Below are 16,092 nucleotides of genomic sequence, written 5' to 3' on the forward strand. Positions count from 1 at the left end.
CCCGAAGGGGCTATTTGCCCACAGCCAACATCCCCACGATTCCTCCGTCCAAGGGAAGATGTTCCAAGCGCGAGCCTCTTTCAGCAGCCTGCTAAAGATGTGCGCTTCTGGTGACTGGTGTTAACCCTGTCACAGTACTAGGACAAACTTGTCCAAAGACTAGGGGGAAACATGTCCGACGACACCGGTGACAGCCTGCGCAACGAGGCGCTGTATTATCACGAGCACCCGAAACCCGGGAAACTGGAAATCCGCGCCACCAAGCCCATGGCCAATGGCCGGGATCTGGCGCGCGCCTATTCGCCCGGCGTGGCCGAGGCCTGCCTGGAAATCGCCAAGGATGTGACGAATGCCAGCCGCTATACCGCGCGCGGCAACCTTGTGGCCGTGGTGACCAACGGCTCGGCGGTGCTGGGTCTGGGCAATATCGGGGCGCTGGCGTCGAAGCCGGTGATGGAAGGCAAGGCCGTCCTGTTCAAGAAGTTCGCCAATATCGACTGTTTCGATATCGAGCTGAACGCCACCGACCCGGAGCATCTGGCTGATATCGTCTGCGCACTGGAACCGACCTTCGGCGCGATCAACCTCGAAGACATCAAGGCGCCCGACTGTTTCATCGTCGAGGAAATCTGCCGCAAGCGCATGAACATTCCGGTGTTCCACGACGACCAGCACGGCACCGCCATCGTGGTGGGGGCCGCAGCGACCAACGCGCTGAAGGTGGCTGGCAAGGCGTTCGAGGACATCAAGGTCGTCTCGACCGGCGGCGGCGCGGCGGGCATCGCCTGCCTCAACATGCTGCTGAAGCTGGGGGTGAAGCGCGAGAACGTCTGGCTGTGTGACATCGCGGGGCTGGTCCATGAAGGCCGCGAGACCGAGATGACGCCGCAAAAGGCCGCCTTTGCCCAACCCACCGACCAGCGCACGCTGGATCAGGCGATCGAGGGCGCGGATCTGTTCCTTGGCCTGTCCGGGCCCCGCGTTCTGAAGCCCGAACTGGTCGCCAAGATGGCTGAGCGACCGATCATCTTCGCGCTGGCCAACCCGACGCCTGAGATCATGCCGGACCTCGCCCGCGAAGTGGCACCCGATGCGATCATCGCCACCGGCCGGTCGGACTTTCCCAACCAGGTCAACAACGTCCTGTGCTTCCCCTTCATCTTCCGGGGCGCGCTGGATGTGGGTGCCAGCGAGATCAACGACCAGATGCAAGTGGCTTGCGTCGAAGGCATTGCCGCGCTGGCCCGCGCCACCACCAGCGCCGAAGCCGCTGCCGCCTATCAGGGCGAGCAACTCAGCTTCGGGGCGGACTACCTGATCCCGAAGCCCTTCGATCCGCGGCTGATGGGTGTTGTGGCCAGCGCCGTGGCCAAGGCGGCCATGGAAAGCGGTGTCGCCACAAAGCCGCTGGACGACCTGGCCAAGTACAAGGCCGATCTGGACGGTTCGGTCTTCAAGTCGGCGATGATCATGCGCCCGGTGTTCGAGGCCGCGGCCTCGACCGCGCGGCGCATCGTCTTTGCCGAGGGCGAGGACGAACGCGTGCTGCGCGCCGCCCACGCGGTGATCGAGGAAACCACCGAGACCCCGGTTCTGATCGGCCGTCCCGATGTCATCGCCACCCGCTGCGAACGCGCCGGCCTGTCGATCCGCCCCGAACGCGACTTCGATGTGGTCAACCCCGAGAACGATCCGCGGTACCGCGCCTATTGGGAAACTTATCTGGAGCTGATGGCCCGCAAGGGCGTCACCCCGGATCTGGCCCGTGCCATCATGCGCACCAACACCACCGCCATCGGCGCCATCATGGTGCATCGCGGCGAAGCCGACAGCCTGATCTGCGGCACCTTCGGCCAGTACCTGTGGCATCTGAACTACGTCAACCAGATCCTCGGCACCAAGGAGTTCCACCCCATCGGCGCCCTGTCGCTGATGATCCAGGAAGACGGGCCGATCTTCGTGGCCGACACCCATGTGCACCCCGAGCCGACGCCCGCACAACTGGCCGAAACGGTGCTGGGCTGCGCCCGACACATGCGCCGCTTCGGCGTATCGCCCCGGATCGCCCTGTGCTCCTCGTCGGAATTCGGCAACCTCGACATCTATTCGGGCCGCACCCAGCGAGCCGCGATGGAGATTCTGGACAGCCAGCCGCGCGACTTCACCTATGAAGGCGAGATGAATGTCGACACCGCCCTGCGCCCCGAACAGCGCGAGCGGATCTTCCCGCACAGCCGGTTCGAGGGCGCGGCCAACGCGCTGGTCTTTGCCACCTCGGACAGTGCCTCGGCGGTGCGCAACACGCTCAAGACCAAGGCCGGCGGACTGGAGGTCGGACCGATCCTGATGGGCATGGGCAACCGCGCCCATATCGTGACCCCGTCGATCACCACCCGCGGGCTTTTGAATATGGCAGCCATCGCCGGGACGCCAGTGTCGCACTACAGTTGACCCGAAATGCCCGGCTGGACACCCATCGCGTCCGGCCGGGCTAATCATGTTAACGCTCTACTTTAGCGCAAACAGCGTAAAATGGCGGTTTTTCAGAGGGATGCATGCCGCGCACGCGACATTTTAGGCTCAAATTTACAACCCCTCTCGCAACATTCTGAAAATCTGTAAATTCGTTTTCGAATGAGCACGCTTGGCACAACTGTCACCTTGCCGGAAGGGAAACCCTGAATATTGTGTGCGTAACCGAGGAGGACGTATTCATGAAATATTCGGACGTTTACAAAGGCTGGCAGGAAGACCCCGAAGGGTTCTGGATGACCGCAGCCGAGAAGATCGACTGGGTCGAGAAGCCGACCAAGGCCCTGTTCGACGAGAACGCGCCGATTTACGAATGGTTCTCGGACGCCAAGGTCAACACCTGCTGGAACGCCGTCGATCGCCACGTCGAGGCCGGACACGGCGACCGGGTCGCAATCATCCACGACAGCCCCATCACCCATTCCAAGCACGAGATCACTTATGGCGAGCTGCGCGACCGCGTCGCGTCGCTGGCCGGAGCGCTGCGCGCCAAGGGCGTGGAAAAGGGCGACCGCGTGGTCATCTACATGCCGATGGTGCCGGAAGCCCTGGAAGCCATGCTGGCCTGTGCCCGCATCGGCGCCATCCACTCGGTCGTGTTCGGCGGGTTTGCGGCCAACGAACTGGCGGTTCGCATCGACGACGCCCGGCCCAAGTGCATCATCGCCGCCTCCTGCGGGTTGGAGCCGGGCCGCGTTGTCCACTACAAACCGCTTCTGGACGGCGCCATCGACCTGGCCAAGCACAAGCCGGACTTCACCGTGATTTTCCAGCGTGACCAAGAGGTTGCCAAGCTGATTGACGGTCGCGACTACGACTGGCACGGGTTCCAGTTCGGCGTGGAGCCTGCCGAATGCGTGCCGGTGGAAGGCAACCACCCGGCCTATATCCTGTACACCTCCGGCACCACCGGTCAGCCAAAGGGCGTAATCCGCGCCACCGCCGGGCATCTGGTGGCTCTGCGCTGGACCATGGAAAACATCTACAAGGTCGCGCCGGGCGAAGTGTTCTGGGCCGCCTCGGACGTGGGCTGGGTCGTGGGCCACAGCTATATCTGCTACGCCCCGCTCATCAACGGCTCCACCACCATCGTCTTCGAAGGCAAGCCCGTGGGCACGCCCGACGCCGGCACCTTCTGGCGGGTGATCGAAGAGCACAAGGTCAAGTCGTTCTTCACCGCCCCGACCGCGCTGCGCGCCGTCAAGCGCGAGGACCCGACCGGCGAATACGTCAAGAAATACGACACCCGCGGCTGTCAGGCCGTGTTCCTGGCCGGTGAACGCGCCGACCCCGACACCATCCTGTGGGCACAGGCGCAACTGCATGTGCCGGTCATCGACCACTGGTGGCAGACCGAAACCGGCTGGGCCATTGCCGCGAACCCGCTGGGGATCGAGGAACTGCCGGTCAAGCTGGGCTCGCCCGCCTTGCCGATGCCGGGCTACCAGATCGAGATCCTGGATGAAGGCGGCCACCCGGTGAAAGCCGGCGAATTGGGCGCCATCGCGATCAAGCTGCCGCTGCCGCCGGGCACCCTTCCGGGCCTGTGGAATGCCGAAGAGCGGTTTCGGAAAAGCTATCTGCAGCAGTTCCCGGGCTACTACGAGACCGGCGATGCGGGCATGAAGGATGAAGACGGCTACGTCTACATCATGGCGCGCACCGATGACGTCATCAACGTCGCCGGTCACCGCCTGTCCACGGGCGGCATGGAAGAGGTTCTGGCCGCGCATCCCGATGTGGCCGAATGCGCCGTCATCGGCGTGACAGACCAACTGAAAGGCCAGATGCCGATGGGCTTCCTGTGCCTGAATTCCGGCGTGACCCGCGACAACGACGAGATCATCAAGGAAGTGGTCAAGCTGGTGCGCGAGAAGATCGGCCCGGTTGCCGCCTTCAAGCTCTGCGTCGTGGTGGACCGCCTACCCAAGACCCGCTCGGGCAAGATCCTGCGCGGCGTGATGGTCAAGATCGCGGATGGGGAAGAGTTCAAGATGCCCGCCACTATCGACGATCCTGCCATCCTTGACGAGATCAAGGTCGCGCTGCAAAGCATTGGTTACGCGAAATAAATCACGTTACCCTCGTGAAGATTGGGCCGCACCTTCGGGGGCGGCCCTTTTCATGTCCGGATAGTATGGCTCAGGTAAACTGTTCGCGGATCAGCCGTTCTTCCAGCCCGTGACCGGGGTCGAACATGATCTTGTGTTCGATCGAGGGATGGCTCTCGATCTCGACCCATTCGACGTTCTTGACCGACCGGCTGTCGGCATCGGCCATGACCGGACGCTTGTCGGCATCCATCACGTCGAACCGTACTTTCGAGGTCTGGTGCAGCAGCGCCCCGCGCCAGCGCCTTGGCCGGAAGGCCGCCATGGCGGTCAGGGCCAGAACGTCGGACCCCACCGGCAACACCGGCCCATGCGCCGAATAGTTGTAAGCGGTGGAGCCTGCGGGCGTACAGACCAGCGCCCCATCGCAGACCAGCTCCTCCAGCCGCACGCGACCGTCGATGCTGATCCGCAGCTTGGCGGCCTGCGGCCCGGCCCGCAGCAAAGACACTTCGTTGATGGCCAGCGCCGATTGCACCGTGCCATCGGTACAGCCGGCCCGCATCAGCAAGGGCTGGATAGTGGTGATCTCGGCCGCATTCAGCCGCTCTTTCAGCCGCACGATGGAATATTCGTTCATCAGGAAGCCGACGGTGCCCCGGTTCATGCCGTAGACCGGCACCGAAAGCTCGTCGGTGCCGTGCAGGGTCTGCAGCATGAAGCCGTCTCCGCCCAGGGCCACGATCACTTCGGCCTGATCCGGCGCCACATGACCATAGAGCGCCGACAGCTCGCGGCGCGCGCTTTGGGCGACCGGCGACTCGCTGGCCAGAAAGGCAATCTTGTTCATCCGGGCCGTCCCTGTGTGCAGGCGTCCTTCGTTCTTCGCGCGGTCCTTGCCGAAAGGCAAGCGCGGCGCCTTGCCCTTTGCCGCAATCTGCCCGGGCCAAGTCGTTTTGTGGGCTTTCGTTTGGCCCCATCCTTGAGTACACAGCGGCATCGCCGCAAGGCCGTTCCCACCCGCAGGAGTGATGCCCCATGAACGCCCCGCACCGTACCGACGGATTCTTCACCGAAACCCTGTCCGAACGCGACCCGGAACTCTTTGGTGCCGTCGAGAAAGAGCTTGGCCGCCAGCGTGACGAGATCGAGCTGATCGCCAGCGAAAACATCGTCAGCCGCGCCGTGATGGAGGCGCAGGGCACCGTCCTGACCAACAAATACGCCGAAGGCTACCCTGGACGCCGTTACTATGGCGGTTGCCAGTACGTGGACATTGCCGAGAACCTCGCCATCGACCGCGCCAAGGCGCTGTTCGGATGCGAATTTGCCAATGTGCAACCGAACTCGGGGTCACAGGCCAACCAGGGCGTCTATCAGGCGCTGATCCAGCCCGGCGACACCATTCTGGGCATGTCGCTGGACGCGGGCGGGCACCTGACCCATGGCGCGCGACCGAACCAGTCGGGCAAATGGTTCAACGCCGTGCAATACGGCGTGCGCAAGCAGGACAACCAGCTGGACTATGACCAGGTTGAAGCACTGGCCAAGGAACATCTGCCCAAGCTGATCATCGCCGGCGGTTCGGCCATTCCGCGCCAGATCGATTTCCAGCGGATGCGCGAGATCGCCGATATGGTCGGCGCCTACCTGCATGTGGACATGGCGCATTTCGCCGGTCTTGTGGCCGGTGGCCAGCACCCCTCGCCCTTCCCGCATGCGCATGTGGCGACCACCACCACCCACAAGACCCTGCGTGGTCCGCGCGGCGGCATGATCCTGACCAACGACGAGGCCATCGCCAAGAAGGTCAATTCGGCCATCTTCCCCGGCATTCAGGGCGGCCCGCTGATGCATGTGATCGCCGCCAAGGCCGTGGCCTTCGGCGAGGCACTGCGCCCCGAGTTCAAGGATTACGCCAAACAGGTCATCGCCAATGCGCAAGCGCTCAGCGACCAGTTGATCAAGGGCGGGCTCGACACCGTGACCCATGGCACCGACACCCATGTGGTGCTGGTGGACCTGCGTCCCAAGGGCGTGAAGGGCAATGCCACCGAGAAGGCTCTGGGCCGTGCCCATATCACCTGCAACAAGAACGGTGTGCCGTTTGACCCCGAGAAGCCGACCGTGACCTCGGGCATCCGTCTTGGGTCGCCGGCGGGCACGTCGCGCGGGTTTGGCGAGGCCGAGTTCCGCCAGATCGCCGATTGGATCATCGAGGTTGTCGACGGGCTGGCCGCCAATGGCGAGGACGGCAACGCCGAGGTCGAGGACAAGGTGCGCGCCGAGGTTCAGGCGCTGTGCGACCGCTTCCCGATCTATCCGGGGCTGTAACCTGTCCGGGGCCGCCTATTGCGGCCCCAACACCCCGCGCCACGCCAGTACCGTGATCAGCAGCGCGACGAACACCAGCATACCGAAGACATAGCCCGCGATCTGGCCCAACAGCCGGTCGCGGCGCTCTTTCTCGGGGTTCATGTGACGTACATGCGCCCGAAGGCGGGCCTCGGCCTTGGCCACGCGGGCCGGATCGACCATGTGGCACAGCTTGGGATGACCCGAGATCATCTCCATCTGGATCAGGTAGTCCGCCTCGCGGCGCAACCGTCTGGGCAGCATCCGCCCGGCCCGGCCGACCACCGTTGTCAGGTCATGGCCCGGCACATCCAGCTTCTCGCCCATGCGGTTTGCCAGCGCCGAAAATTCCTGATCCGTCTGCGTCTTTTTGGCCATGCCCCGCACCCTGCCTGTCACCTGCTTGACATCCGCCGGGCCGCGCCCGGATATGGTCCCTGAACCATAGGCGGAGGCTGTCGGTGCTGGCAACTACAAGACATGGGCAGGTGACCGAGGGCCGCCCGCTGCTGATCGTGCACGGGCTGTTCGGGTCGGGCCGCAACTGGGGCGTGATCGCGCGGAACCTGTCGGCAGAGCGGCCGGTGCTGACCGTGGACATGCGCAACCACGGCGCCAGCGACTGGACCGACAGCCACAGCTATCCCGAGATGGCCGCCGATCTGGCCGAGGTCATCGCGGCACATGGCGGCGAGGCCGATGTGCTGGGCCATTCCATGGGCGGAAAGGCGGCGATGGTGCTGGCGCTGAGCGATCCGGGCAAGGTCAACCGCCTGATCGTCGCCGACATCGCGCCGGTCAGCTACAGCCACAGCCAGATGCAATACCTGCGCGCCATGCGCGATCTGGACCTGACCGGCGTCACCAGCCGCGCGCAGGCCGACCGCAAGCTGCGCGACCAGGTGCCCGAACTGGCAATCCGCGCTTTCCTGCTGCAGTCGCTGGATGTGACCGAGGGCCGCTGGCGGCTGAACCTGCCCACGCTGGAACAGGACATGGACAAGATCCTGTCCTTCCCCGCGCTGGAGGCCACCTTCGACCGCCCGACCATGTTCCTGGCGGGCGGCGCCTCGGACTATGTCCAGCCCGAACACCGGGGCGAGATCAAGCGCCTGTTCCCCGGCGCGGTGGTGGTCAAGATTCCGCGCGCGAACCATTGGCTGCACGCCGAGAAACCGCGCGAATTCGAAGCCGCCGTCACCCAGTTCCTGGCCCGCACCGCGGACCGCTAAGGGCCGAATTGGGTCACGCCATGCCTGTCCGTTCAAGCGCCACAGGGAGACGAACCGCAGGACTTGATCTCCCCCAAGCGATGCCGCACAAGCAGATCAGCGGCCCCTTAGCTCAACTGGATAGAGCAGCGGACTTCTAATCCGCAGGTTGAGGGTTCGAGTCCTTCAGGGGTCGCCAGTTTCAGGACATTTCTGCGGCGTCGGTCTGCCGGAAACCCGGCAGGTCATTTCTGCCCGCGCCGCCGCATACAAGGCGCGCGATTTGTCCCTTTGCGGTCAATGATGTTGACTTCGCGCCGGGCTGCTGTCTCCTGCGGGTATGAAGTCGCGACGCATAGCTTTGGCAATAAACGATGCCGTCAGACAGCCGCATCGGGGCCGTCGATGGGACCGGCACGCGCACTGGTCTGAATTCACGAATTCGGGACGCAGGACATGACCGTTGTCAGTGACGGCATATCGGACCGGACCGCCGGCGCCTATTCCGTCGACATGCGCCCGGAGGGGGTCGCGCTTCTGTCCTTTTCCGGGGACTGGACCCTTCAGGCAAAGCCCCCCGGCGCGGGTGCGATCACCTCGGACATCGGTGCCAATACCGGATTGCGGCGCATCGGCTTCGACACAGGGGCGCTGGCGACTTGGGACAGCACCTTCGTCACCGCCATTCTGGGCGTTGTCACCCAAAGCAAGGCCGCCGGGATTGATGTTGACCTTGCCGGGCTTCCCGCCGGGGCACAGCGGCTTGTGACCCTGGCCACCGCCGTGCCCGAACGACAAGGCGCCCGGCGCACGGCGACGCGTGACGGCCTTCTTGTCGGGCTTGGAAAATGGTGGCTTTCGGCACAGAAGTCGATGCTGGAAACGGTGAGTTTCGTCGGCGAGGCGACCATTGCCCTGCTGCGCTTTTGCACCGGCCGGGCGCGCTTCCGGCGCGTCGATCTGATGATCGCGCTGGAGGATTGCGGCCCGAAGGCCCTGCCCATCGTGACCCTGATCTCGGTGCTGATCGGTCTGATCCTTGCCTTCGTCGGCGCGATCCAGTTGCGCCAGTTCGGGGCGCAGATCTATGTCGCGGATCTGGTCGCCATCGCCATGGCGCGCGAGATGGCCGCGATCATGACCGGCATCATCATGGCCGGCCGCACCGGGGCGGCCTTTGCCGCACAACTGGGCACCATGCAGGTTAACGAGGAGACTGACGCTTTCCGCACGCTCGGCTTCTCGCCGATGGAATTCCTTGTCCTGCCGCGCATGCTGGCGCTGATCGTGATGATGCCTCTGCTGTGTATCTACGCGAATATCCTTGGCATCATCGGTGGCGGCATCGTGGGGGTCTTGATGTTGGACCTGACGCCCACGGCCTATTACGTCGAAACGATCGCCAGCGTCAGCCTGACCGACTTTGGCATCGGCATCTCCAAAAGCGTGATCTTCGGCATCGTTGTGGCTCTGGCAGGCTGCCTCAAGGGCCTGCAGTCGGGGCGCAGCGCCTCGGCTGTGGGCGACGCGGCCACCTCGGCCGTGGTCCTGTCCATTGTGATGATCATCGTGCTCGACGGATTTTTCGCCGTGGTAACAAGTGTCATAGGGATTTAAGGAAACGGCATGACAGGCAACGCGCCGACATCCCGCCCGCATATCGAGGTCAGCAATCTCGACCTCAGTTACGGCGATTTCGTGATTCAGAAGAATCTGACATTCACCGTCAACCACGGTGATATTTTCATTATCATGGGCGGTTCGGGCTGCGGCAAGAGCACGGTGCTGAAATGCCTGATCGGCCTCAAGTCCCCGGCGCGGGGGATCGTCCGCTTCGACGGGGCCGATTTCTGGTCCGCCGAGCAGACCACACGTGAGGCCATGATGCGCCGCTTCGGTGTCCTGTATCAAAGCGGCGCCTTGTGGAGTTCGATGACCCTGGCCGAAAACGTCGGCCTGCCATTGGGCGAATACACCGATCTGGGCGCGTCCGAGATCCGCGACCTTGCGGCGATGAAACTGGCGCTGGTGGGATTGTCGGGGTTCGAGGACTTCTATCCGTCCGAGATCAGCGGCGGGATGCAAAAGCGCGCCGGGATTGCACGGGCCATGGCGCTGGACCCGGATGTCCTGTTCCTGGACGAACCCTCTGCCGGACTTGATCCGATCAGTTCGAAACTGCTGGATGATCTGATCCTGGAATTGCGCGACAGTCTGGGAACCACGATGGTGATCGTCACCCATGAACTGGCAAGCATCTTCTCCATCGGCACCAATTCGGTCTTCCTTGATCCGGTGACCAAGACCATGATCGCGCAGGGCGATCCACGGGCGTTGCGCGACCACAGCCCTGACGCCGGGGTGCGCGAGTTTCTGAACCGCGGAACACTCGCAAGCGCCACCGCGCCTGTCCCGGCGCAGGCGGCCAGCGGTGGCGCGACGGAGGCAGCACCATGAGCCAGAAGACCAATCCGAAACTCGTCGGCATTTTCGTCCTGGGCGCCTTTGCCGTGGCCATGGGAGGGCTCGTGGCCTTCGGCGGCGCGGGATTCCTGATCAAGAAACAGACCTTCGTCATGTTCTTCCAGGGGTCGGTCGCAGGATTGCAGGTGGGCGCGCCGGTGAATTTCCGGGGTGTGCCGCTGGGCCAGGTGACGGATATCAGCGTCAGCTATTTTCCCAAGGACGAAGATTCGGAATTCGTCATCCCGGTCTATGTGCAGATCGAGCCTGACCGAATACGGGGGCGCACCGATGAAAACCGGCGCAGTATCAACGATCTCATCGAATTCGGTTTGCGCGCCGAACTTGCCCTGCAATCCTTCGTCACCGGCCAGCTGGGCATCGAGCTTGATTTCAAATCTGGCTCGAAAGCCACCCTGACCGGGCTGGATCCGGATCACGAGGAAATCCCGACCCTGCCCTCGGACACGGAAAAGCTGAAGGCCAGCATCACCCGCGTCGCGGATATCCTGCAGGAGGTGCCGTTGGAGGAGGTCGCCGAAGACATCCAGAAGGCCGTGAAATCGGCCTCCGGCAGCATCGTGCGTGTCAGCTCCGCGATCAACGAGATTTCTGACAGGATCGGCCCGTTCATTGACGAACTTCACGCGACGATCACCGACGTCCGCGCAACCGCAGCCGAAGCCAAGGCGCGCTTGTCCATGCAGCCCGGCGAAGTGCTCTATTCTGCGGAGCAGACCATGACCCATTTGCAGACGCTAATTGATGGATTGGATGACCGGATCACGCCGATTTCGCAGGAGTTGCAAGCCACCCTCGCCGCGCTCCAGAAAACAGCGCAGGATGCCAGCGCGCTGATCGAGAATGTGCAGGGGGAAGTCGCGCCGATTTCCGACGGGCTGCAACAGACCCTGGCAACGGCGAACGGCACGCTGGAAGACACGCGCGCCGTCGTGACGTCTCTTGACGCGAAGGCCGATCCGCTGCTCGCCGACGCCCGGACCGCCCTGGCCACCGCCGCCGAGGTTCTGGACGAAGTGCGGGCACCGATCGGTTCGGTGGGCCGGCTGGCGGCAGAGCTCGAGACAGAGGTGGGACCGATTGCCAATGAGGCCACGGCGACGATGGAGGCCGCGCGAACCGCCCTGCAAGACGGCGTGACGGCCATAGACGACCTGCGCAAGCTGATCGCCAACGTCGATGGCGGGGTGCAACCGATCATCGCCAAGATCGATGGCATCCTGGACACCGCCGATCTGGCGATGCGCGACGCGCGCAGCGCCATGTCCGGCGTGCGGTCGCTGGTCGGCGCGGACTCGCCAACCGTGACCCAACTGGATGTCACCTTGCGTGAAATCCGCCGCGCTGCCATGTCCTTGCGCGAATTTGCCGACTACCTTGAGCGCAATCCAAGTGCGCTGCTGACCGGCCGCAGGTAAACGGAGAGAGTGACGATGCAGCGAATTTTCAAGATTTTCCCGGCACTGATCCTGTGCCTTGCGGTGGCGGCCTGCGACAGCAAACCGTCGAACTTCTACGTTTTGTCGGCCCCTGGCATCACCTCCGGAGAAACCGCTCAAACCACGCGGCGGCGCGGACTCTCCATCGGGGTCGGGCCGGTCACCCTGCCGGAATACCTGGACCGGCCAGAAATCGTCATCCGCGAGAACGCAACCGCGCTGGATGTCGCCAGCCTGAACCGCTGGGGCGGCAGTCTGACGGAGAACTTCCAGAACGTTCTGGGCGAGGTTCTGTCCGAACGGCTGAACACCGATCGCATCCTGCTGCACCCGTGGTCGGTATCCGGCAACGTCACCTACCAGGTTCTGGTGCAGGTCAACACGTTCGAGGCGCAGCCGGACAACCAGGTGCTTCTCGACGCGCGCTGGACGGTGGTCAGCGGCACCACCCAGGACGTGATCCGCATGGGCCGCACCGTGCTTCGCGAACCGATCAGCGGAGCCGAAAGCGGCACCGGTGGGGCCGACTATGCGCAGATCACCGCCGCGATGAGCCGAAGCGTCGCCCGCCTTGGGCAAGAGATCGCTGCCAAGGGAATCCGCTAGGGCGGAAGCCACAGCGCAACGATCCGCGACAGATCCTTCATGCCTCCGGGCGGATGCCTTCCGACTACAAGCGGCTGCCCCAAGGGCATTGCCAGCGCGATGGTGCGTGCCTACTGTTTCATCACAATACGGGTGCAAAACCCGAAAGATGCTCACGGGAGGAATGACATGACCAGAACGAACCTGATGCTCTGCGCATCACTGGCAGCACTCGGATTTGCGGCCAGCGCTGCGAATGCGGACAAGCTGACGCTCTATTGCAGTGCCGAGGAGGAATGGTGCCAGGCGATGGCGCGTGGCTTTGAAGATGCCACCGGCATTGATGTCAACATGACCCGAAAGTCGTCCGGAGAAACCTTCGCGCAACTCCGTGCCGAGGCCAGCAACCCAAAGGGGGACGTCTGGTGGGGTGGCACCGGCGACCCGCATCTTCAGGCCGCCGAAGAGGGGCTGTCGCAGGAATACATCTCGCCGATGCGCGACCAGCTTCACCCCTGGGCCATCGCCCAGGCCGAAAGTGCGGGCAACAAGACCATCGGGATTTACTCCGGGGCCTTGGGGTACGGCTATAACAACGATCTTCTGGCGGCGAACAATCTGCCCGAACCGGCCTGCTGGAAGGATCTGCTGAAGCCCGAATACAAGGGCCATGTGCAGATGGCGAACCCGAACTCCTCGGGCACCGCCTATACGACGCTCGCCTCGATGGTGCAGTTGTTCGGCGAGGACGAGGGCTTCGAGTTCATGAAGGGCCTGCACGCCAACATCAACCAGTACACCAAATCGGGCTCGGCGCCGATCAAGGCCGCCGGGCGCGGAGAGACCACCATCGGCATCGTCTTCATGCATGACGCCGTGGCGCAGGCCGTCGCCGGGTTCCCGGTCACCGTCGTGGCCCCTTGCGAGGGCACCGGGTACGAGATCGGGTCGATGTCGATCATCGAAGGGGCTCGCAACCTGGAAGAAGCCCAGAAGTTCTATGATTGGGCGCTGAGCGCCGAGGCGCAGAACCTCGCCCTTGAGGCCAATTCGTATCAGCTCATGTCGAACGTGAATGCCCAGTCGTCGGACAAGGCCCCGGACATGTCGAAGATCAAGCTGATCGACTATGACTTCGTGAAATACGGCTCGTCTGACGAACGCAAGCGGCTGCTGCAGAAATGGGACGAGGAGGTCTCGGTCCTGCCGCAGTAAACCGGTGCGAGAAGTCGCCGCCACCAAGACCACCCATCCTGTCCTGACCTTCTGGGTTCTGGCAGGCTGGGTGGGGTTTTGCCTTCTGCCCTGGTACGGGATCGAAGACGGGTTCTTCGGGTTTTCGTGGCTGCTGGACGGCTACCCTCTGGACGCGGATTTCGCGCCGGCGGCCTTCCTGCTGGTACAGGGGGAGAAGCTCTGGCTGGCCCCGCTGGCCCTACCCTTGCTGGCCCCGTTTGCGGTCCTGCGGTTGCGCAAATCGGACCCCGCCTATGCCACCGTGCTGATCCTGTCCGGCGCTGTGGGGTTTTCCTATCTGGTGGCGCAAGGGTTCGGCATCGGCATTCGGGGGTTCACCTTCGATTGGCTGACGGCGCTGTTTGGCGATTTCAGTGACCGGCAATTCGGCATGGGCTATGGCGCATTGCTGGTGGCTTCCGCCTTTCTGTTCCTGTTCACCCAGGGCATCGCGGCGCGCGGCGCGATCAACGGCGATGTTTTCGTGGTCAGCGCCATCGGCGGCGTGATCGTGGTGGTCGCGACCTTTGTCTTCTTCCCTATCGCCAAGATGCTGCTGGCTGCCTTCGTGACCGAAGAGGGCAGTTATTCGATGGCTATCTTCGCGTCGAAATTCTTCAGCAACCGGCTGTGGGGGCTTGGCTGTTTGCAGGGCGCACGCTGCGGTGTGGCGTGGAACTCGCTGTTCCTTGCGATCCTGGTCGGGGTGATCACCACGGCGCTGGGGCTGGTTTTCGCACTGGTGGTGACCCGTTCGGGATTCCGCTACAAGCGGGCGCTGCGGGCGCTGACGGTGCTGCCGATCATCACCCCGCCCTTTGTCATCGGTCTGGCATTGATCCTGCTCTTCGGGCTGTCCGGATCGGTCACCGTGTTCGTGGCCGACGTGTTCGGTGTGCAGCCAAGCCGATGGCTGTATGGTCTGCCCGGCGTCCTGATCGCGCAGGTTCTGGCCTTCACGCCCATTGCCTTTCTCGTGCTGATCGGCGTGGTCGAGGGTGTCTCGCCCTCGATGGAGGAAGCCGCCCAGACCCTGCGGGCGAACAAGTGGCAGGTGTTTTTGACCGTATCGCTGCCGTTGATGCGTCCGGGCCTGGCCAATGCCTTCCTGCTGGGGTTCATCGAAAGCATGGCGGATTTCGGAAATCCGCTGGTGCTGGGCGGCAATTTCGACGTGCTCTCGACCGAGATCTTCTTTGCCATCGTCGGCGCGCAATACGATCAGGGGCGCGCGGCGGTTCTGGCCATGGTGCTGCTGTTCTTCACCCTGTCCGCCTTCTATGCCCAGCGGGCCTGGCTTGGAAAGAAATCCTACACCACGGTCACCGGCAAGGGCGACGCCGGGGTGCATCCGTTGATGCCGAAACGGCTGTCGATCCCGGTGCTGACCGTTGCAGCACTTTGGGGCGGCTTCACCGTGGTGGTCTACGTGATGATCTTCTACGGCAGCCTTGTAGAGCTTTGGGGCGTGAACAACACGCTGACCTTCAAGCATTACGTGACCGCCTTCGCGGTGCGGCTTGAAGACGGCGGCATTCGCTGGATCGGCTCTGCCTGGGACAGCTTTTGGACCACGATCTACATTGCCGCCGCCGCCGCCCCGCTGACCGCCATCGTCGGGCTGGTGACGGCCTATTTGCTGACCCGCCAGACTTTCGCGGGCAAGAACGCTTTCGAGTTCGGCACCATGCTCAGCTTCGCGATCCCCGGCACGGTCATCGGCGTCAGCTATATCCTGGCCTTCAACGTGCCGCCCATCGAGATCACCGGGACCGGGATCATCCTTGTTGTCAGTTTCATCTTCCGCAACATGCCGGTGGGCGTGCGCGCCGGGATCGCGTCCATGTCCCAACTCGACAAGTCGCTGGATGAATCCTCGCTGACGCTGGGGGCCAACAGTTGGCAGACCTTCCGAAGGGTGATCCTGCCGCTGCTCAAGCCTGCCATTCTGGCGGCGCTGGTCTACAGCTTCGTGCGGGCGATGACCGCGATCTCGGCGGTCATTTTCCTGGTCTCGGCGGAATACGACATGGCGACGAGCTATATCATCGGGCGGGTCGAGAACAACGACTACGGGCTTGCGATTGCCTATTCAACGACACTGATTTTCGTGATGCTGGCCGCCATCGGCCTGCTGCAACTGCTGGTCGGTCGCACGCAGATCGGGCGGCGCACCCAGTTCACCTCGGGGGGTTAGAC

The 16,092-nt window shown here is 63.4% G+C and carries 12 protein-coding genes and 1 tRNA gene; 11 read left to right on the plus strand and 2 right to left on the minus strand.

Features of this window, described 5'->3' with window-relative positions:
• Positions 1–171 precede the first annotated feature (171 nt).
• Together AB0T83_RS16625 and prpE are read left to right on the plus strand one after the other, a co-directional pair.
• On the plus strand, positions 172–2,451 hold the full coding sequence (locus AB0T83_RS16625; protein WP_366194348.1) for an NADP-dependent malic enzyme: 2,280 nt from the start codon (positions 172–174) through the stop codon (positions 2,449–2,451).
• A gap of 263 nt (positions 2,452–2,714) precedes the next feature.
• Positions 2,715–4,604 (plus strand): propionate-CoA ligase PrpE, encoded by a 1,890-nt coding sequence (gene prpE / locus AB0T83_RS16630; RefSeq protein WP_366194349.1) that lies wholly within the window; start codon positions 2,715–2,717, stop codon positions 4,602–4,604.
• A gap of 70 nt (positions 4,605–4,674) precedes the next feature.
• Here the strand turns inward: prpE and AB0T83_RS16635 are convergent, their stop codons facing one another.
• Positions 4,675–5,433, minus strand: coding sequence for an NAD kinase (locus AB0T83_RS16635; RefSeq protein ID WP_366194350.1), 759 nt, complete (start codon positions 5,431–5,433; stop codon positions 4,675–4,677).
• A 188-nt stretch (positions 5,434–5,621) separates the two neighbouring features.
• Here AB0T83_RS16635 and glyA point away from each other — a divergent pair, with 188 nt between their 5' ends.
• Positions 5,622–6,917, plus strand: coding sequence for a serine hydroxymethyltransferase (gene glyA / locus AB0T83_RS16640; protein ID WP_366194351.1), 1,296 nt, complete (start codon positions 5,622–5,624; stop codon positions 6,915–6,917).
• A 15-nt stretch (positions 6,918–6,932) separates the two neighbouring features.
• On the opposite strand, the gene AB0T83_RS16645 is transcribed toward glyA, so the two are convergent.
• A complete protein-coding gene (locus AB0T83_RS16645) occupies positions 6,933–7,316 on the minus strand; it encodes a hypothetical protein (protein WP_366194352.1) in 384 nt (127 codons plus the stop codon).
• Between the two features lie 83 nt (positions 7,317–7,399).
• Between AB0T83_RS16645 and AB0T83_RS16650 the strand changes: the two genes are divergently transcribed.
• The 8 genes from AB0T83_RS16650 to AB0T83_RS16685 all read left to right on the plus strand — a co-directional run bounded on the left by AB0T83_RS16650 (position 7,400) and on the right by AB0T83_RS16685 (position 16,090).
• Positions 7,400–8,170: an alpha/beta fold hydrolase gene (locus tag AB0T83_RS16650; RefSeq protein ID WP_366194353.1), complete on the plus strand. Its 771-nt coding sequence runs from the start codon at positions 7,400–7,402 to the stop codon at positions 8,168–8,170.
• A 101-nt stretch (positions 8,171–8,271) separates the two neighbouring features.
• Positions 8,272–8,348, plus strand: a tRNA-Arg gene (locus AB0T83_RS16655).
• Between the two features lie 257 nt (positions 8,349–8,605).
• Positions 8,606–9,766: an MlaE family ABC transporter permease gene (locus tag AB0T83_RS16660; RefSeq protein ID WP_366194354.1), complete on the plus strand. Its 1,161-nt coding sequence runs from the start codon at positions 8,606–8,608 to the stop codon at positions 9,764–9,766.
• 9 nt (positions 9,767–9,775) lie between these two features.
• Positions 9,776–10,606 (plus strand): ABC transporter ATP-binding protein, encoded by an 831-nt coding sequence (locus tag AB0T83_RS16665; protein WP_366194355.1) that lies wholly within the window; start codon positions 9,776–9,778, stop codon positions 10,604–10,606.
• A complete protein-coding gene (locus AB0T83_RS16670) occupies positions 10,603–12,051 on the plus strand; it encodes an MlaD family protein (RefSeq protein ID WP_366194356.1) in 1,449 nt (482 codons plus the stop codon). Before AB0T83_RS16665 ends, AB0T83_RS16670 begins: the two co-directional genes overlap by 4 nt.
• 15 nt (positions 12,052–12,066) lie before the next feature.
• A complete protein-coding gene (locus AB0T83_RS16675) occupies positions 12,067–12,678 on the plus strand; it encodes a PqiC family protein (RefSeq protein ID WP_366194357.1) in 612 nt (203 codons plus the stop codon).
• 168 nt (positions 12,679–12,846) lie between these two features.
• Positions 12,847–13,872: an ABC transporter substrate-binding protein gene (locus AB0T83_RS16680; protein ID WP_366194358.1), complete on the plus strand. Its 1,026-nt coding sequence runs from the start codon at positions 12,847–12,849 to the stop codon at positions 13,870–13,872.
• Positions 13,873–13,876: 4 nt separating this feature from the next.
• Positions 13,877–16,090, plus strand: coding sequence for an ABC transporter permease (locus AB0T83_RS16685; RefSeq protein ID WP_366194359.1), 2,214 nt, complete (start codon positions 13,877–13,879; stop codon positions 16,088–16,090).
• The last annotated feature ends 2 nt before the right edge of the window (positions 16,091–16,092 follow it).

Source organism: Meridianimarinicoccus marinus (assembly GCF_040689105.1).
Lineage (GTDB): Bacteria > Pseudomonadota > Alphaproteobacteria > Rhodobacterales > Rhodobacteraceae > Meridianimarinicoccus > Meridianimarinicoccus marinus.